Genomic DNA, 18483 nt, shown 5'->3' with positions numbered 1-18483 from the left:
CGATGTGGAATTGGGATATTGTTTGGGAGGTCATGCCCGATATCCTCAAGGGCTTGGTCGTCACCATCGAGGCAGTTGCCGGCGGAATGACTTTAGCTTTGATTTTGGGATTGCTGTGGGCGGTCATGCGCCGGTCGAAAGTGCCGTTCATCAGTTGGACAGCGTGGGCGTTTGTCGAATTCATTCGCAGCACGCCCCTTCTGGTACAGCTGTTTTTCGTCTACTACGTGATGACCGACGTCGTCGGACGTTCTCTCTCGCCGCTGGTGACCGGGATCTTGGTCTTGGGAGTGCATTACAGTTGCTACACCGCCGAGGTCTACCGAGCGGGACTGGACGGCATTGCGAAAGGGCAATGGAATGCGGCGAAAGCACTGAATTTGAATGCGTTCCAAACCTATCGCTACGTGATTCTGCCCCAGGCAATTCCGCCTGTGCTTCCGAATCTTGGCAACTACTTGATCGCAATGTTGAAAGAAGCCCCACTTCTCTCGGTGATTACGGTCATGGAAGTTTTGCGTGAGGCTCAAGTTTTCGGCAACGCTCATTATCGTTATCTGGAACCGCTGACGATTGTTGGCGTACTGTTTATTCTCCTGAGCCTCATAGCTGGCCTCTCGGTCGAATGGGTTCGCAAACGCACCGCGGCGATGACTTCATGAATGATACCCAACCGCAACTTCAAATTCGCAACCTGCAAAAGACCTACGGCGAGAATCAGGTGCTGCGTGGACTGAACGTCGATATTCATGCCGGCGAGAAGATCGCGATTATTGGCCCGAGTGGCTCAGGCAAGTCGACACTGCTGCGCATCTTGATGACGCTCGAAGAGCCGAATGGTGGCGAGGTACTTTTGGAAGGAGAATCGGTCTGGACGATGCCTTCCAATGGAAGCGAGAAACGTGCGAGCGAAGCCCATTTGCACCAGATGCGGGCAAAGCTTGGCATGGTGTTCCAGCACTTCTTTCTATTTCCCCACCTATCGGTCCGCCAGAACTTAACGCTCGCGCCAACGCTCGTGAACAGCGTGGCGGCTAAGGAAGCCGAGCAGCGGGCGATGGAATTGCTGGCCATGGTCGGCATGGACGGAAAAGCCGATGCTTATCCAGCCCAACTTTCCGGCGGTCAGAAGCAACGCGTCGCGATTGCCCGGGCGATGGCGATGCAGCCTGAGGTGATGCTGTTTGACGAAGTCACCTCAGCACTTGATCCGGAATTGGTTCACGAGGTGCTGAGTGTTTTACGAAAGCTGGCAGCGGAGTCCGATATGACGATGCTGCTGGTCACACACGAAATGAATTTTGCGCGAGAGATCGCCGATCGAGTATTGTTCTTTGATGGTGGCGTCATTTTGGAAGAAGGCCCCCCCAGCCAGATCTTCAGTTCTCCCCAAGAACAACGCACCCAGGAATTTTTGAAGACTGTTTTAGAAGCCTAGAAAGGCCACCCGCCCCAATGCTGAGTCAGGATCTGGTCGACTCGACCATTTTGCTGTTAGTTCTTTTAAATCCATTTTTACTTTGCATCTATCTGTTGGACTTGATCCAAGGGTTAGATCAACAGGCGTTCGCCAAAACGATGACGCGCGCCGGACTGATGAGCGCGGCCGTCTACTTAGGCTTCGCAATCGCCGGTGACCGGCTGTTCACGTATGCCTTTAAGGTACGCTACGAATCGTTTTTAATCTTTGGCGGAATCGTCTTCTTGTTGGTCTCGATCCGCCTGGTGATGGTTGGCAGTACAGCCCTGCGCGGTCTGCGAGGAGATGCCCCGCATGGTGCTGAAGGGACGGCGTTGCCTTTCATGCTGGGTCCAGGGACGATTAGTGCCGCGATCGTTACGGGATCGCGAGTTAGCATTCCGGAAGCCGCGGGTGCGATCGGTTTCTCGGTCGTCGTTTGTGTTGCTTCGCTCATCTTCTTGAAATGGATTCACGACCTAATTCGCAAGCGTTACGAACCGATCATGGAGCGTTACCTCGACACGATCGGGCGAATCATGGCCCTGCTGACCGGCACCATAGCGGTTGACATGATCCTTAGCGGGGTCGGGAAGTGCATGGAAAACGGGTTCGGTTCCTAGCTGGTTCGACGATCAGTTCTGAGGCGACAGCACGTTTCGATACGGCGCGTACGAATAATACTTCGGACGGTCGTCGAGCCGTACGTGTAGCCAAGGGACACCTGCTCCGGCTGTACTTAACCAAACCGCTTTCGTGCTGATGCGATCCACGAAAGCGGTGCCAACGGCTCGCCATAGGTGCAATCTTTGTGAGTGTGGAGCGCCTCGTGTAAACGCCGCTAAGTGAGGGTACGCTTCCGGAACGGAGACCGGAGTCGGCACAATTAGCTGAGCACTCCCACCGAAGTTCGCGAACACAACCACTTCATCCACCGCTTTCGGAAAGTGCTCGGCGAACGAACTCGGATTCGCGCGGCGACGCAGTTCCAGGCTTTCTTGGACGACACTAATGAAAGGTGCCTGCCAGTTTTCGCGCGTTAGACCGGGCAACTCCCAGCGATACGATTCAAACGGCGCGTCTGACAGGGCTTGGTTGAACTGTTCGCAGAATTTGGCATCTTCCTGCCATCGTTGGGCAACTTCTTGAAAACTGAACGGAACATCTTGCTCGACAATCCGCAGTTCGACTGCCCGGTGATCAGGAATGGGGGTCGTCAGAATCTCCATCGGAGCAGATACCTCGCAAGGGATGGTTGGGATCGAACCTTATTCTAAGGAGTTGGCGACAACGCCGCACGTTCTCGGTAGAATCGGGCGATGCAACGCACATCTCCTAAGCTCTGGCAACATGGTGCCGCTCAACTGGCCCATTTGATCGCAAGCCGCGAAGTCTCGGCCAGCGAGGTCATTGCCGCACACATCGAGCGGATCGAGTCGGTCAATCCGCCGATAAACGCGATCGTTCAGTCATTCTTCGATGAAGCAATCGCATCGGCAAAGCGTCTGGACGACGATCCTCACTTCGCTGAGGGAGGACTGTTACGGGGTGTGCCCCTTTCGATCAAAGAATGCTTCCATGTCGTCGGCGGAAAGATGACCCTCGGGATGACCACGCCGCCCAACGTGGCCACGGCCGACGGACCGCTTGCGGCTCGCTTGCGCGCCGCTGGGGGGGTGATTCTCGGGATCAGCAATGTTCCGCAGCTGATGATTATCCATGAAACACGCAATCCAAAGTACGGAACGACGCAAAACCCTTGGAACCTGTCGCGCTGTGTTGGCGGAAGTAGCGGCGGCGAAGCGGCGATTCTGGCGGCTGGGGGAACGGCACTTGGCTTGGGAAGCGACTTAGGGGGAAGCATTCGGTTGCCTGCGCATTTCTGTGGAGTCGCAGGGCTCAAGCCGACTTCCCGGCGGCTGACGCGTGGCGGCACGGCGGCCAACTTGCGGGGTATGTCGTGGCTCGAATTTCAGCCAGGACCGATGGCCAGGCAAGTTGCCGATTTGCGTTTGGCCATGAAAGTACTTGCTCGCAACTCCTGCTCGAAAAGCTGGGACAGGGCCGACGATCCGCCTCTCGGTTTTGATGACTCCACGCCCGTCGATATCGGTAAGCTACGAGTCGGCGTTTACGCGGATGATGGTTTCTTTCCGCCTTGTCCTGCGGTTCGTCGGGCAATGGTCGAAGGTGCGGAAGGGCTTAAGGCTCGCGGAGCCACCATCGTCGAGCTCGATCCTCCACCAACTTTGGCGATGCTGAAATCGTACTTTGCCATCGCCAGTGCCGACGGCGGCGTGGACTTTCGCCGACTCTTAAAGGGAAGCAAGCTTGAGCCCGAGGTAGGACGCCTAGTTCGCTTGGCGGCGCTGCCTCGTTGGCTGCGGCCTTTGATTGCCAAGATGGCTCTATCGTCGCTGGGGAAACATAAAATGGCCGCCATCTTCAAAGCGTCCGGCCCGCGTTCGGCTGGTTCTTTGTGGGATGTTACCTGGGAGGCAATTGGCCAAGTTCGACAAGTGTTCGAGGATTGGGACAAAGCCAACATTGATATCGTTCTTTGTCCCACACACGCTACGCCTGCCTTGAAACCCAACTGCGCGGTCGACATGTTGCCCGCTTCAAGTTACAGCGTGGTGATGAATTTGCTTGGTGTCCCCTGTGGCACCGTGCCAGCGACGCGTGTCCGCAAGGACGAAGAAACCGATCGCGAGATCAAGTCGGACGCGTCCTATGCATTAGCACGACAGATGGAAATCGGAAGTGTGGGACTGCCGGTTGGTGTTCAAGTTGCTGGCAGGTTTTGGCGCGAGGACCAGGTATTGGCCGTAATGGAAGCACTCGAACAGCATTACCGAACGCTGTCAGGCTATCCCGACATTTCTCAGCTTCCTTCTATTGCACAGGCCGCATCGTGAAATGGCTGCGCGACTGGCTCCGTGCTTGGCGAAAACCAAAGTCCCTGGGGGAACGAGGCGAGGCTTTCGCTTGTCGCTATCTTAAGAAGAAGGCGTACACCATTATCGCGTGGCAAGACCGATCACGCCTTGGCGAAATCGACATCATCGCCGTCCAAGAGCGAACTATCGTATTCGTGGAAGTGAAGACCCGCACCGCCGACGAAAAAGGTGCCCCAGACGAAGCGGTCGATCGGGACAAGCAAGAGCGGCTGACCAGGGCAGCTCTCGGGTACATGCGGAAGCACGATTTGCTTGGCAGCTGCCAGGCTCGATTCGACGTGATTTCAATAGTCTGGCCCAAGGGGGCGAAGACGCCGGAAGTCCGCCATTTTGAAAATGCCTTTGAACCGACCGGGCAATTTCAGATGTTTTCGTGAACGGCGCAACTGCTGTCTATGAAGTGGCTTACGTCTCTTGCTGGTCGGTTTCTTAAAATCTTTTCCGCCTGCCAGATTCGTGTGACCCAACGTGTCATTGGCTTGATCGATAGTACGTGTGTCGCGGTTAGGAATGTCTTCCGCCGGGCTGCACACGACACGAATAATCACTTTGCCGAGATAGGGAGTAGTCGATCATGGCGTTGGGAACTGGCCTGCAAATGTGTGACTGGATGGAAGAAGCAACCGAGTCGAATACCGCTTTCGCTGAGCTGAACTTGCTGGATGACTTGTTCGAGGGTGTCGATGCCCAGCCTCGTCCTTATCAGCAACGTATCGCCACCAAAGCAGTCAAGGCGTTACTGAATCATCACGCCGATCCGTTCGATGAACTTGCCGGGTCGAGTGCTTCGGTCTTGATCGAAAGCCCCACAGGTAGTGGCAAGACGGTCATGGGGCTGGCGATTGCCCAGTGGATGCAGAAGCATTATGGACTGTCCGTCGGCTGGGTTGCTATGCGACGAAATCTGCTCAAGCAAGCCCAAGAAGAAAACATCGCCCGCGGCTTCGATGTGAAGCTCGAGTTGATCTCGATGTTCGACAAGGATCCTCCGAAGGTCGACATGTTGATCGTCGACGAAGCACAGCACGATGCCGCGATGAGCATGGCAAATCTGCATTGCAACATTCGCCCACAATACATCCTCGGGTTAACGGCGACCCCGTTTCGAGGTGATCGTGTGAAGCTCTGTTTTGATCATGTGATCCGTGACGCAGGCATTCATCAGCTGATTCAAGATGGTTACCTCAGCCAGTACCACCACTACACGATTCCAGAATATACCCCGGGTGCCGTCGCGGAAACGTACGCGATGGATACCGAGCGATGGGGGAAGGCAATCGTCTTCTTCCATCGCCACGATCAATGTGTTGAATGCCAGGAGCAGCTCGCCTTGCGAGGTATTCGCAGCGAAATTGTCACCGCCAAGAGTGACCGTGATCGACAGTTGGCCGATTTCCTTGCTGGAAAGATCCAAGTGCTGATCAACATGAACATCCTTACCGAGGGATTCGATTGTCCCGATCTGAAGACGGTGTTCTGCCGACCTTCCAGTAAGGCCTGCACCATACAGATGTGCGGCCGCGTCTTTCGGCGACATGCGGACATTCCGTTTAAACAGGTGGTGCAGTGTCAATCGACGCCCCATCCCATTTTGAAAACGGCCGCTGCGGTCGAGCAGTACGTCTGGGCAGGCGATCAGTGGAATAGCCTGAAGATGAATCGAAAGATTGAAGAAATTAGTCAGCGATCGAGACGCCTGATCGCCGGCACCCAAGTCCGACTACCGAAGCTAGTCGCGGCACTAAAGGACACCCGCCCGATGTGGGAACAAAGGAGGAATCGCTTTTAGTCGAATGATGCAGCCGAACATTCTCCCCCCATTTCTTTGATGCCTGAATTGTTTGCCACCGAATCCTGGAGCTCGAATCATGCGATGGAATTTTGAATACGGTTATGCCCGCGTCAGTGACTTTCGTGTCGAGGCCGAACGTGACGAGAAGTCCGGTCGCGTTACGGTCACGGGGATAACGCTCAATGGCGAAACGATGCGACCCACGCGTCGTTTCTGGAAATCGATGTTCATGCGTTTTGGTTTTTCTGAAAGTGTGTTTCGTTACTTTGACCACAGCGAGGTTTTTCAGCGGATCTCTGAGAAAGCGCCGAACGATACCGTTCGCTTCTGCCTCGAGCGAGGTGGCGCAAGGGGATCGCGATTGTTGTCGGTCAGCAATCCGAAGCGACCGGTAATCACGCACGAAGAAGTGCAGGGATTGTTGGAACATTACGGCGGCAAGGATATCAAGTACACCGAAGGAGTCATCACCAGCACCCATCGACCACGCAGCGGTGACTGTGATTTTGAAATCGGTGGCGACAAGTTCAAGCATCGATTTGTGATGGAAACACCGATTGATGGCTTCAGTCAGCCGAAGATCTACCTTTCATTCTTACGAATGCTGTGCAGCAACGGAGCGATCGGCTACAGCCGAGCTTTCCGCAGCGATATCAGCCTTGGCAAAGACATCGGCCACTGCATTTCGCGAGCTCTTGAAAGCTATGACAATGGGGAAGGGTATGCCGGGCTTCGTCAACGATTCGCCAGTTCGCAAACATCTTGGGCCTCGCTCAATGAATGCAACAAGCTTTACAAGCTATTATTCAAGTCGGATCGATCTAAGGGGTTCAATCGCCCAACTGTGCTGACCGACTTTCATCGGCTGACGGGCCAGATGAATCAACTGTACGGTCTTACCAATCTGAATGCCTTAAGTGAGAAGCGACTGCGTGTGTTGCCTGCCAAGTGCCGCGTTTACGACCTGGTGAACTTCGCCAGTGAAATCGCCACCCACCATGCCGACGAGGCGTCGTCGCGTACTTTGCAAGCTTACATCGGGAGCCTGATCTCCGACGAATACGATATGGAAGGAACGGCCGTAGAAGCCCCGGAATTCGCCGACTTCTTTGTCTCGAAAGACGATTCTTCGGTTGCGATGATGAACTAGCTCGCATCTTGTCCCCTCTCGCCAGCGTCCTCCGGTGAGCGGGGGCAAGACCGCTAGTCATAGAGACGAAACAGCCTTTTCAACGCATCGAGCAAGCCGCCTGGGGCAGCGCTTTCCATGTCATCACGAAGCGATTCGAGCGGTGGATGCAAAATCTTATTCACCAGCCGATCAAAAGAGCGTTCGATCTCGTTTTGAAGCTTTGGATCGAGATCGGATAATTTGTTCAGCAGCCGACGAAGTTCATCTTGCTTCAACTCGTCGGCAGCTTGTTTCAACCGCTTGATCGTCGGGCCTGTGGCACGATGATGCAAGTCGGTCATGAAACGCATGGTTTCCTTCTCGACGATCTTCTCTGCCTTGGGCCATTCCAGTTCGCGGGCTTTGCGATTCTTCTCGCATGCTTTCTGGAGGTCGTCGATTGAGAAGAGATAAACACCCACGCAGCTGCCGATCTTGGGATCGAAGTCCCGGGGAATGGCCAGATCAAGGATGAAGAGCGTCTTCTGGAATCGCTTTGATTCCACTTCCTGGAACTGGTCGTAGGTGATGATCGGCTCTGATGCTCCGGTCGTGCTGATTACTACGTCGGCGCGTACTAACTGCGGAATTAGCTCGGTCCAGGGGTACGCTTTCGCATCGAATTTAACGGCCAGCTTCTCCGCCCGTTCGAGGTTGCGATTGACCACGCTGAAATCGTGCACCCCTAGATCGCGGAGATAGTTGAGGGTTTCCTCACCCATTTCTCCAGCGCCAATGATCAGTACCTTCTTGTCATCAAAGCGATCGAAAATACTGGAAGCGAACTCTCCGACAGCCACGCTGGGGATGCTGACCCGCTTTTGATGGATGTTGGTTTCGTTATGGACTCGTTTTGCCACATGGATGGCGGCCTGAAAAATACTGTGGGTGAGCGTGCCAGCGCAGTCGGCATCGGTCGCCATCTCGTAAGCTTGTTTCACCTGCGAAAGAATCTGTGCTTCGCCGACCACCATGCTGTCGAGACTTGCCGCGACGGTGAACAGATGCCGGACGACGTCTTCGCCAGTACGTTCCAGGACGTTGTCAAAAATCGCTTCCGATTCCAGTTGGTGGAACTGAGCGAGGAAGTCGACAATATCGTGATGCGAAGGAAAGGTCGTGGCATCGACCGAGGCAGTGTACAGCTCGGTTCGATTGCAAGTCGACAGGATGACGGATTCCATGTCGGGAAAGTTTTCCCGCAGCAGAAGCATCGCGCGACGTGCCTGTTCCGGTGTGAAAGCCAGACGCTCGCGCACTTCGACGTTCGCGTTGTGATGGCTACAGCCAATCATGTGGAGCTTCATTGTGCGTCGCTCCTTTCGGCAGGAACGTCAGCGGGCGAACTCTCTGTGACTGGATTTGCTTGCTTACCGGGCGAACCATTACGAGCATGTTGCGATGGACCGAACAGCACTAAGCCCAATACGAATGCTAGGAACACGAAGTTGGCCATCGTTAGGTAGGCGACCTTCTGACCGCGTCGGGCTGGCCGGTAAGCCAACTCGAAGATCATCGTCGCGACCAACCACAGAAAGAGAATCGCGGAACTCCAAATTACGGGATCGGTCCATGGGAAGCTGTTGTGGTTAATCTTCAGCAAGATACCCGCGAACAAGCCACCCGCGAGTAAACAGGTCGAAACGATCAGCGCACGACGGTTGGTGATCTCAAGCCATTCGAGGCTGGGCAGCTTGAATCCTTCGTTGGAAAGCATCTTGTGCTTGAGGCGATACGACTGGATCAGGTACATCACCCCAGTCACGAAACCAAGCATCACTACGACTGTTCCGGCCAAGAGAGCGGTTCCATGAATCACGCCCCACGTTTCCGACGAAGTCGCTGCCGCAAACGGCGCGACCTGATCCATCAAGTAAGCCACCCCAACAAGCAAGAGGACGAGCGGCAGCAGGAATAAGCCCAGAGAGGTGCCAGGCTGAGCGAACGCGGCAATAACATATAGCGACACGAGTACCCAGGCCGCCATGAGGCACCATTGATGCCAGGAAGAAATCGGGCCAGATTCAATTAGCCCGCGTTGTTCACCAACTAGGTACAGCGTGTGGGTCACGAGCCCTAGAACGGCAAATCCCAGCGAGAAGATAGCGCGCGAGCGAGCTCGGACAAAAATTCTTGCGATTTCGAGCCCCAGCGTGATGATGTAACTGGCGGCGATTATGAGCAGCGTAATACCAGACAGCATGACCGTTCTTATCGGACCTTCGGTTGGCGAAGGGAATTCGTTCCTCGATAGGTGAATCGGTCAGGCGTGCCGCTCGCTTGATAGCATCTACCAGGGATAGGGACGGCCTGCCTGAATAAGGTGGGTAAAGTGAACTCTTTATTTTAGTTGCGAAGGCAAGTATAGGGTAACTCCCCTTGCTCGCGGCTTTCAGCAGAATTGGCGACGAGAGCGGTGGATCGCACGGAACGAATGATTAAAATCGCCCATTTTCACTTCAGACTCTGCGTTTAACGACTATCCAGGCCGCTTTCATAGGGGGGCGAAACTTCTTATAGTAGTCGTTTACGTTCTGGATTCGGGCATCTGCTATGCGCCCGGCTAGGCCGTATCGAACACAATCTAGCGCCCCACGTACCTCGCCGACGGCTTCTATCGAGTCGGCCACCCCCTACTTTCGCGTGGGTCCCTCGTTTTCGACCGCAGGATATTGAATGAAAACGCTAATTAAGAACGCTACGGTGATTTTGCCGGACGGCCCTCAAAAGACCTCTGTGCTGATCGATGGTGCGCAGATTGCCGAGATCGATCCGGCCGAATCGGTAAAAGTGGACGAAACGGTCTACGCTTACGGCATGACGCTGATCCCAGGTGTGATCGATGCCCACGTCCATATGCGAGATCCTGGTTTGACCAATAAAGAGGATCTTCGCTCGGGGAGTCGTGCTTGTGCGAAGGGGGGAATCACTACCTTTCTGGAGATGCCCAACACGAATCCAGCCACGGTTTCCCAGAAGTTGCTGGAAGAAAAATTGACGCTCGCTGCCAACAAGAGCATCGTCAACTATGGGTTCTTCATGGGCGCGACGCTCAACAACATGGAAGAGCTTAAGAAAGCCACTCGGACACCTGGCATTAAGATTTATATGGGTAGCAGCACCGGCGATATGGCGCTGACTGACCCTGGTTTGCTGGAAGCCATTTTCGCCGAAACCAAACTGCCGATCGCCGTCCATGCGGAAGACGAATCGATCATCGACAAGATGAAGCAGGAACTGGCCGGCACCAAGAATGTGGTCGATCATTCCAAGATTCGCAATGTCGAAGCAGAAGTTGCCGCTGTGAAGCGCGCGTGTGCTTTGGCCCGCGAATACAAGCATCGCCTGCACATTTGCCACGTCAGCGCTGGCGCGTCCGTCGAAGTGTTTGAAGACCATGCCGATGTGATCACCGCGGAAGTGACGCCACATCACTTGTTCCTCAACACCGACAGCTACATGAATCTGGGTACACTGGCTCAGATGAATCCTTCGCTGAAGACGGCTGAAGACAACGAAGCTCTGCTGCAGGCACTTTTGGACGATAAGATCCAAATCGTTGCAACAGATCACGCTCCGCACGAATACGAAGAGAAGTGTGGACGCTACCCCGACACGCCGAGCGGTGTGCCTGGGGTCGATACGGCACTGCCGTTGATGCTAGATTTGGTCGCTAAGGACAAGTGCACCATTGAAGACGTCGTTCACTGGATGTGCGAAGGGCCAGCGCTCGTCTGGGACATCATGGAAAAGGGACGCATCGAGGTTGGTTATGATGCCGACTTGGTCCTGATCGACATGAACAAAACCCAGGTGATCCGTAGTCCTAACATGGAAACCAAGTGCCGTTGGACCCCTTTCGAGGGCCGCGAAGTCACTGGTTGGCCGGTGCGAACGTGGGTTTGCGGTAAGGAAGTTTACCGTGACGGCAAGTTCGATGAGTCCCGCATGGGGGTCGAAGCGATGTTCGACCACAGTCGTGGCGGCTATTGGGAAGGTGTCGAGGACTAGTTCCTCGGAAGCAGGCTTATGACAAGCCAGAAGGTCACCATCATCGCGATTGGCGGTTCGTTTGCCGACGCGATATGGGAAAAGGCAAAGAACTTCTCCGCACAGCGTTTAACGGATGATCCCAATGAATGGTCGTCCGAACAATGGCCCGCCAAGACCCGAGCGGCAATCGACACCTTTGTGGGTTGCCTGCTGACCAACGCGTTCATTCCGCCAATTCTGTATCGATCGCAGCACGTCGACCTATGGTCGGCAGGGGATATCTTCCAGTCGGCGATCGTGGCGAACCCAAGCGACGCTCCTTGTCAGCTTCTGAGCGATCGATACGAAGTCTACGCCGTCCGAGTAGGCGTAGGTCAAAAGATCGTTCAAAACGTTAACGATTGCGATGAGTACCGTTGGCTTGAACGACGACTAAGTGAAGCGGTCTCAGCGTGGGAGAGTCTTACGGAACAGCGAGTTATCGTTCTGATTCGCGAGGTCTTAGGCGGCCTCTGGGAGGACCAGGAAGTTAGCGATTCGCTTGAGCAGATTCCCCATTGGTGGAGCGAGCTTTGACACTTTCTGGGGATACGATTCGCGATTACTCGACGACCTACAGGTACATTCCCATAAACCCGTCCCCTGATTCGCTCTCGGCTTTGATCTTCGCGATCCGTTCTTCGGTTTTCTTAAGGTCGCCAGCTTGGATGTAGTGATCGAACTCGACGGCCACGCTGCGCTGAACTGTTTCCTGAAACCAGTGCACGATCGGTTCGGAAAGCCAGGTGCAAGTCTCTTTAACGAGTTCGACTTCCAGATCGCTACCGCGAGTGCTCATGTCCGATTCGTCGGTCATCACCGTGCCATGAAATCGGAACTGGATCATGCCGTCGACGGGATCATTGAGCAGGTGATACGTGCATGTCGCGTTATGCAGATAGTAGGTGTTGTGCGAGCCGTGCTTTTCCATGGCGGCTTTCACCCGCAAGCAATGCTGCTGAAACTTGGGCGAGGCGTCCATCGGAATATCCATTCGATCAATGGAACGCAGTGGAATGCAATCGAACTGAATCTCAACCCAGCGAGACATGGACGGCTCCTCCGGAGCAGTGTGAAGTGATCCGTGTTTCGTTTTCAGCAAAGTGAATTAGAACTCGGCCATTCAGCGACATCTTGCCTACTTCGCCAAGACCATGACGAAGCGGCATTTCGGACTGGACACTGAAAACTTGCGACGTGGCTTATTCTACCACAGAAGTCACCTCGGTCGCAGCGGCTTCGGCTGGAGCTTCCAGTTTCCAGCTTCCCACAAACCAACCAGGTGTAACGGATAGAGAAGAGATTCGCAGGATACCAGCCTTTTCCCATTCCCCTTCCATCTTGATCCCTTCGCCGACGATCTCTTGCTTGAAGACCGCTTCAAACTTCTTGCGGAGGAAGGTTTTTGCTGTCAGGTCTAATGGACCAAGACGTTCTTGTGTGGGGAAATCGACGACCACTTCACCGGTACGGGTGAGAAGTGTACCTGCTTCTCCCTTTTCGATCTTGTAGTCCGCGCTGATCGAGATGGTACGATTCACCTCCGTATTCCCACGCGTGAACTGACGACCGCGAATGCCGATTTTGACGGTGTCGTTGTCGAAGATCACCTGGATCGGGCTCTTGTAGTCGAACGTGATCGACCAAGGATCGGAATCTGGAGTGATCTCTAATTCTTCAGGGATCTCGGCGTTGCGTTGCTTCAATAGGTCGACCAATTTTTCGTCGGTGAGGACAACGCCGGCCAGGAATGTTTCGCCGTAGTTGTTAACGATCGACTCGTGAACCTTGAGCGTTACATCGGCTCCGTCATCACTCGATTCAGGAGCGGTGCCGGGGGCAGCTAGTTGCGACTGGCTGGCATGTAGCACTTCGACATTCACTTCATCTTGGGTCGAAGAAATATTGAGCGTGTCAGGGAACTCGTCACGACCCTTGAGAGGGCGGAACAGTTTCTCCGTCAAACGGGTATTTGCGTCGGCAATCAGATCTTTTGACTCGTCGTCGAATCGCTGTTCGATTCGAAATTCGGTACGATCTGAAGCGATTGCTTCTGCTTGACCTTTTTGTTGATAAGCACGTTTAGTGGCGATCTTTTGGATCAATTTCATCTTCGCGCAGATCGCGTTGAACGTCGTCGAAGTTGTCGCATCGGCCGAAGTTGGCTTGCCCAGCAAACCATCCTTCGTGAACTCAAGCACCTTGCTGGCGACAATCTGGCTAAAGCCTGTCGAATAGATCGTTGCCGGTCCATTAACACCGACGTTGTTCGACGTGACATCCCCTTTTAATTGCAGTTCAATCAGCGCGCTGTCTTTGCTGGGTAGGAGATTGACATCGACATCTCCGACCAAATGGGCGGTGCCGGTGACATTCGTGCCCAGGATGATTTCGTGAACGGGATTGACCTGATCCACTTTGCGGCTGATACCTGCAGCGAGGAATTCGCGGGAAACCGAGGCATAAAGATTCGGGTGATTAAATTCTTTACGAATGGAAGAAACCAATTTCGGAACTTGATTGCCTTGTTCGAGCCATCCGAGAATCGCCCCAATGGTTTTGCTGTCGGCGTCAGCCGAAGAATCGGAGTAACGTTTGATCGCATCTGCCAGGGTTTTCAGCTGAATATCGAACTGCTGCTTGTACTGATCGACTTGGAGGAAGTAGGCCAAATTGATGTAGTGCCGCAAGGCGCGTCGAGCCTCGACTAGCTGCCTTTTGTCAAGTCCCGCATACGAACCTCGATACTTCAAGTAGATTTCTTCTAAGGTTCGCAGGTCAGGCTGATTGGCAGCAAGTTGCGTTTGAAGGTCATCCCAACGCAGATACTGCTCCCAGGCTTGCTTGTTCTCGTCTGTTCCATTGGAAAGCAGACTTTGAAGTTGCGAGAGCTTCGCTTCAAGCTTTTGTTTGGCCGAGGCGACTTCCGCGTCGGTCACCGGTTGGAAGTTCGACTTGGCGTCCTCCACGATTGGTGACAAGTCTTCCGCTGGGCTAGGGGTTTGAGCCGAAACGAACCCAGTTAGGATCAGTAATCCCGAAAGAGATGCGAGAAAAGAGTGCGCCGCCGTACGCCGTAGATTCCGATTCATGATGTTCCTCATCCGTGGTGGAGGGGCAATTTACGGTCTGTGAGGGATTGGGCAGCACACAAGATATACCGATTAGGCGATCTCGTGAAGCTTTCATTGCCATCATTCGTAGGAAAGTCGCCCAAATCCCTGACAATATCCAAGATATTTCCCCTTCTCTATACTTCGCAGGTTGCCTATCTGCGTCGTGCGGCAAAGATCGCAGGAAAATGAGGGAGATCTGCCATCCGTCCACTATTAGTAGATTGACTGCTACAACCGCCAGTTTTAGGCTTACGTAATTGTTTTGACCGGTAAATTCCGTTTCTCCTGCATAAATGCCGGAAACGTTACCTACCCCTTCCATTCCTTGAAGCGTTCATAGCCCCCATGATCATCTCCTTTCGCAAACTTTGCTTGTTAGCCAATCTCATATTGCTCATGAGTTGGACAAGCGTCGCAAAAGCAGAAACCTCGGAGCTCACATGGCACGATAACTACTCGAGTGCCGTGAAAGCCGCGACCGCCGACAAGAAGATGTTGGTGATCTACTTCTACGATGATTCGCAAGTTGCTTCTCGTTTCGAAGACGAGGTGCTGACAAACCGAAGCATCCAATCGTTGCTAAGCAATTACACCTTGGCCAAGCTCTCGGTCGATGCCAATGTGACGATCAAGGAGAAGCCGACACGAATCTTGAATCACGCTGCATTTGGATACATGTACGGTAGTGCGGGTATCGCGATCGTCGATTACACCAACAATGATCCTTCCGAATACGGGCAAGTTGTCAGCCAATTCAATCTGCGAGGTTCGCAAGGACGCACCGTTGACCAGATGCAAGTCATTCTGACATTGCCTCCTGGTTCGCTGACGCAACGAACGCTGATCTACGCGGTGCGGATGCACCCTGAAAAGCCTGCGAGCACGAAGGGGATCTTCCGTCGCCTGCTAGCACTCGAGACGTTTCGTCACAGTCGCAACCAGGCCAGCATGCAACTGCAAGGGCATCATCAGTGGGAATCACGGTTCCACCAAATCAAAGCCCAGTTGCCTGGCAATCTATTGCCAACCGAAGTCTGTGCTGAGAGCTGGCCAGGCCAACGTTTGGAAGACGCCGCGATCGAATGTGTCCGCAGTTGGCGACATTCGTCAGGGCACTGGTCGGCCGTCAGTTCTAACAACGTCTACTACGGCTACGACATGAAGCGTGGTCGAAACGGCGTGTGGTATGCCACGGGTATCTTCGCTCGTAACCGCTAGACGCTGGGGCATTGCCCCTACAATCTGATTTATCAACGCGACCCGTGTGATTTATCTAAGCGCACGGGTCGCGTTGTTTTTTTTCAACACCGCACGTTGAAAAAATGCCGCATGTTGCCTAACCGCGTGCTAACTTTGCATGGCTTGTCAGTCTGGGCAAGCTATGACATGGAAACTACGCCCGAGGTACGGAATCAGCCATGCGGTGGTCATCAAGCACGAAGCGATTATTGCTCCTTTCGACGCTATGGATTGCGTTCGTTGGATCAGGCTGCGCTCCGTTGCGTGTGCCCCGAATTGATCCAACGGGACGACATATCTTTGCCCGCGATGCCGAGCCAGTGGAATGCAATCTCGGTTGTTTCAATCAACAGCCAGCATTCCAACAGCCTCCGCCGCTCTCACCTTGTCCGGCACCTGGTGTCACGCCGCTGACGCCGCTACCGGAACCTCCGAAGGATGTAGCGGATCCTCAGGCATTACAGCTTTCTCCGTCACGCGTGGTTGCTCCGGTCGGAACGGAAGTCGTTCTTGTTGCCGGTTTGAATCGTAAACGTCATTTGCATGAAGCAGGGCGACCGGTGAATTGGATTCTCTCGCGAGAGAGCGTTGGTTACATCACCGAGGTTGGCAAAGACTATAACTACTTCGATCTCGTGTCGAACCGAGATTACGGCGTCCAAGGTCCCGACTTTGCGACTAGCAGCACATTATTGTGCGATAAAACCATCGACCGTGGCACCGAACTTCCCGGCGACGACGTGCGCGTGCTGCGCGGACAAACCTGGATGTCGGTCAGTTCGGCTTCGCCCGGCGTGAGTCGCGTCACTGCATTGGCACCGACGTTCGAAAATTGGCCAGCTCGCCAGCAGACGGCGACCATTTATTGGGTTGATGCCCAGTGGCAGTTCCCCAACTCAACAGTTGTTCCCGCCGGTGACAAAGCGGTACTTTCGACCACCGTCTTGCGGCAAACCAACCGGCAGCCGGTCTCGGACTGGGAAGTGCAGTACGAAATCTTGGACGGCCCTGCATCGGCGTTCCTGGTCAACGGTCAACCGGCCGAACAAGGAGCGGGCATTAAAACGCGAACCGATTCCAACGGTTTCGCGACCGTCGAATTGGTTCCACTGACCCAACAAGCGGGCACTGCCCAGATTCGTGTAACGATCATACAGCCCAACCTCGATCCACAAAGCAACGCCGAAAACCTGACGTTGGGTTCTGGAGTGACTACCGTCACTTGGAGTGCTCCGCAGTTGGCCGTCGATATGACCGGTCCCCAGGTCGCCGAGTACGGCGCCCAAGCGGTTTATAATATCAACGTCCAAAATGGCGGCGACGTTGCTGCTCGCAATACGGAAGTGAGTTGCGCCTTGCCGGCCGGATTGCAATATGAAAGCAGCGTCCCGGCAGCACAGCAAATTGGTAATCAACTTGTTTGGACCATCGGTGATCTCGAAGCTCGTGGTTTCCGCCAGATTTCGATTACGACGCGTGTGCAGCAATCGGGCGTGATTCGCAACTGTGCGGTTGCCACCGCCGCAGCGGGACTGCGAAGCGAGGATTGTGTCGAGACGCAGATTAACGTCGATGCGATTCAACTCTTCATGGAAGGTCCCGAAACGGTCATCGTGGGAGAGCCGGTTGTTTACAACATCACCGTCCGCAATACGGGCGATCAACCGTTAGTCGGCTTGCGACTTGAAGATGTGTTTGATAATGGTTTGAGCCATCCAATGGCAGAGAATGGTCGCATCATAAACGATCAGCTCGGAAGTCTGGCGATTGGTCAGGAACGTACGATTCAGCTAGAACTGCAGACGCAAGTTCCGGGTCGCTTCCATCACACACTGACCGTTTCCGCTCAAGGTGTCGCAGGGAAGTCGAAGACCGCGTGGGTGACCGTTTCGCCACCCCCACCGGAGCCGACGTTTACGCTGGAACTGCGTTCGGTGGAACGTGAAGTCGTTGGACAAACGGTTCTGTTCCGAGCGAGGCTCTATAATAACGGTCCATCTCCGCTAACCAATGTGCGTGTCGAGGAATCGATTGATCCCGAGTTCCAAATCTTGGGTCGTACCGATCCGGCGATCGACGAACAAAATCGAGTGATCTGGTCCTTCCCACGGATTCTTCCTAACCAGGAAGCGATCTTAGAGGTCCAATGTTCCGCCAGTCGTCCTGTTCCGCGAGCATGTAATATCGTCCGAGCAACCTGTGATGAAGGAATCACACGTGAGGCTGAGAAGTGTTTGGAGATCGTCGCTCCGATGACGCCAGCACCCGAGCCACCGCCAACAGTCGGACAGGGCACTCCAAGTGGACAAGGTAGCCCTGGCGGCCAAGGAAATGCTCAGGTTACTGGTGATCTTGAAGTCTCCCTGACCGATCTAAGTGATGGGGTTCGTACGGGAAGTACTGTTAAATACGTATTGGCGATTAAGAACAATCGAAATGTCGACGACGAGAATCTGCAGGTCACTCTGCATCTTTCGGAAGGTATGAACCTGACCAACCTCACTGGACCGATCACGCAGCAACCACGGTTGTCGGCCGATCGACTTACGGTACAGGTCCAACCGATCCAGTACGTGAAGCCAGGCGAGGTCATTCGCTTCAATCTTGAAGTGCAGATGTCGACTGCAGGCAGAAAGGTCATTAGGGCAGACGTGCAAACCAAGCGTTTGCCACAAGGTGTATCAGGCGAAGCCGACACAACCGTATACTAACGG

At 54.2% G+C, this 18483-nt stretch carries 16 protein-coding genes; 11 read left to right on the top strand and 5 right to left on the bottom strand.

Annotation, left to right across the window (positions count from 1 at the left end):
* The first annotated feature begins 2 nt into the window (after window positions 1-2).
* From ehuD to C5Y83_RS22460, 3 genes are read left to right on the top strand one after another with little or no spacing between them, the layout of a single operon-like run.
* Window positions 3-662 (top strand): ectoine/hydroxyectoine ABC transporter permease subunit EhuD, encoded by a 660-nt coding sequence (gene ehuD, locus C5Y83_RS22470; protein ID WP_105332044.1) that lies wholly within the window; start codon window positions 3-5, stop codon window positions 660-662.
* Window positions 659-1438: an ectoine/hydroxyectoine ABC transporter ATP-binding protein EhuA gene (gene ehuA / locus C5Y83_RS22465; protein ID WP_105332043.1), complete on the top strand. Its 780-nt coding sequence runs from the start codon at window positions 659-661 to the stop codon at window positions 1436-1438. Before ehuD ends, ehuA begins: the two co-directional genes overlap by 4 nt.
* 17 nt (window positions 1439-1455) lie before the next feature.
* The gene (locus tag C5Y83_RS22460) at window positions 1456-2082 is read left to right on the top strand and encodes a MarC family protein (RefSeq protein ID WP_105332042.1); all 627 of its coding nucleotides are present in this window, start codon (window positions 1456-1458) and stop codon (window positions 2080-2082) included.
* 12 nt (window positions 2083-2094) lie between these two features.
* On the opposite strand, the gene C5Y83_RS22455 is transcribed toward C5Y83_RS22460, so the two are convergent.
* Complete coding sequence (locus C5Y83_RS22455) at window positions 2095-2688, bottom strand: DUF6940 family protein (protein ID WP_105332041.1); 594 nt, start codon at window positions 2686-2688, stop codon at window positions 2095-2097.
* A gap of 90 nt (window positions 2689-2778) precedes the next feature.
* On the opposite strand from C5Y83_RS22455, the gene C5Y83_RS22450 reads away from it, so the two are divergent.
* The 4 genes from C5Y83_RS22450 (at window position 2779) to C5Y83_RS22435 (ending at window position 7361) form a co-directional block, all read left to right on the top strand.
* On the top strand, window positions 2779-4377 hold the full coding sequence (locus C5Y83_RS22450) for an amidase (RefSeq protein WP_105332040.1): 1599 nt from the start codon (window positions 2779-2781) through the stop codon (window positions 4375-4377).
* Window positions 4374-4796, top strand: coding sequence for a YraN family protein (locus tag C5Y83_RS22445; RefSeq protein WP_233207326.1), 423 nt, complete (start codon window positions 4374-4376; stop codon window positions 4794-4796). The genes C5Y83_RS22450 and C5Y83_RS22445 overlap by 4 nt, the downstream gene beginning before the upstream one ends.
* Window positions 4797-4993: 197 nt before the next feature.
* A complete protein-coding gene (locus tag C5Y83_RS22440; RefSeq protein WP_233207325.1) occupies window positions 4994-6208 on the top strand; it encodes a DEAD/DEAH box helicase in 1215 nt (404 codons plus the stop codon).
* A gap of 79 nt (window positions 6209-6287) precedes the next feature.
* Window positions 6288-7361, top strand: a complete 1074-nt coding sequence (locus C5Y83_RS22435; protein WP_105332039.1) for a DUF932 domain-containing protein — start codon at window positions 6288-6290, stop codon at window positions 7359-7361.
* A 53-nt stretch (window positions 7362-7414) separates the two neighbouring features.
* Here the strand turns inward: C5Y83_RS22435 and hemA are convergent, their stop codons facing one another.
* Together hemA and ccsA are read right to left on the bottom strand one after the other, a co-directional pair.
* The gene (hemA, locus tag C5Y83_RS22430; protein WP_105332038.1) at window positions 7415-8689 is read right to left on the bottom strand and encodes a glutamyl-tRNA reductase; all 1275 of its coding nucleotides are present in this window, start codon (window positions 8687-8689) and stop codon (window positions 7415-7417) included.
* Window positions 8686-9585, bottom strand: coding sequence for a cytochrome c biogenesis protein CcsA (gene ccsA, locus C5Y83_RS22425; RefSeq protein ID WP_105332037.1), 900 nt, complete (start codon window positions 9583-9585; stop codon window positions 8686-8688). Before ccsA ends, hemA begins: the two co-directional genes overlap by 4 nt.
* 473 nt (window positions 9586-10058) lie before the next feature.
* On the opposite strand from ccsA, the gene C5Y83_RS22420 reads away from it, so the two are divergent.
* Window positions 10059-11393, top strand: coding sequence for a dihydroorotase (locus C5Y83_RS22420; RefSeq protein WP_105332036.1), 1335 nt, complete (start codon window positions 10059-10061; stop codon window positions 11391-11393).
* Window positions 11394-11411: 18 nt separating this feature from the next.
* Complete coding sequence (locus C5Y83_RS22415) at window positions 11412-11951, top strand: hypothetical protein (RefSeq protein ID WP_105332035.1); 540 nt, start codon at window positions 11412-11414, stop codon at window positions 11949-11951.
* 37 nt (window positions 11952-11988) lie between these two features.
* Here C5Y83_RS22415 and C5Y83_RS22410 read toward each other — a convergent pair whose 3' ends face one another.
* Together C5Y83_RS22410 and C5Y83_RS22405 are read right to left on the bottom strand one after the other, a co-directional pair.
* The gene (locus C5Y83_RS22410; RefSeq protein WP_105332034.1) at window positions 11989-12465 is read right to left on the bottom strand and encodes a hypothetical protein; all 477 of its coding nucleotides are present in this window, start codon (window positions 12463-12465) and stop codon (window positions 11989-11991) included.
* Window positions 12466-12616: 151 nt separating this feature from the next.
* Complete coding sequence (locus C5Y83_RS22405) at window positions 12617-14506, bottom strand: hypothetical protein (RefSeq protein WP_105332033.1); 1890 nt, start codon at window positions 14504-14506, stop codon at window positions 12617-12619.
* A gap of 420 nt (window positions 14507-14926) precedes the next feature.
* On the opposite strand from C5Y83_RS22405, the gene C5Y83_RS22400 reads away from it, so the two are divergent.
* On the top strand, window positions 14927-15748 hold the full coding sequence (locus C5Y83_RS22400; RefSeq protein WP_146117879.1) for a hypothetical protein: 822 nt from the start codon (window positions 14927-14929) through the stop codon (window positions 15746-15748).
* Between the two features lie 200 nt (window positions 15749-15948).
* Window positions 15949-18480 (top strand): DUF11 domain-containing protein, encoded by a 2532-nt coding sequence (locus C5Y83_RS22395; protein WP_105332031.1) that lies wholly within the window; start codon window positions 15949-15951, stop codon window positions 18478-18480.
* Window positions 18481-18483: the final 3 nt, after the last annotated feature.

This window comes from Blastopirellula marina (assembly GCF_002967765.1).
GTDB lineage: Bacteria > Planctomycetota > Planctomycetia > Pirellulales > Pirellulaceae > Bremerella > Bremerella marina_A.
The sequence above is the reverse complement of the archived record's forward strand: the minus strand, read 5'-3'. Positions and strand labels throughout refer to the sequence as shown.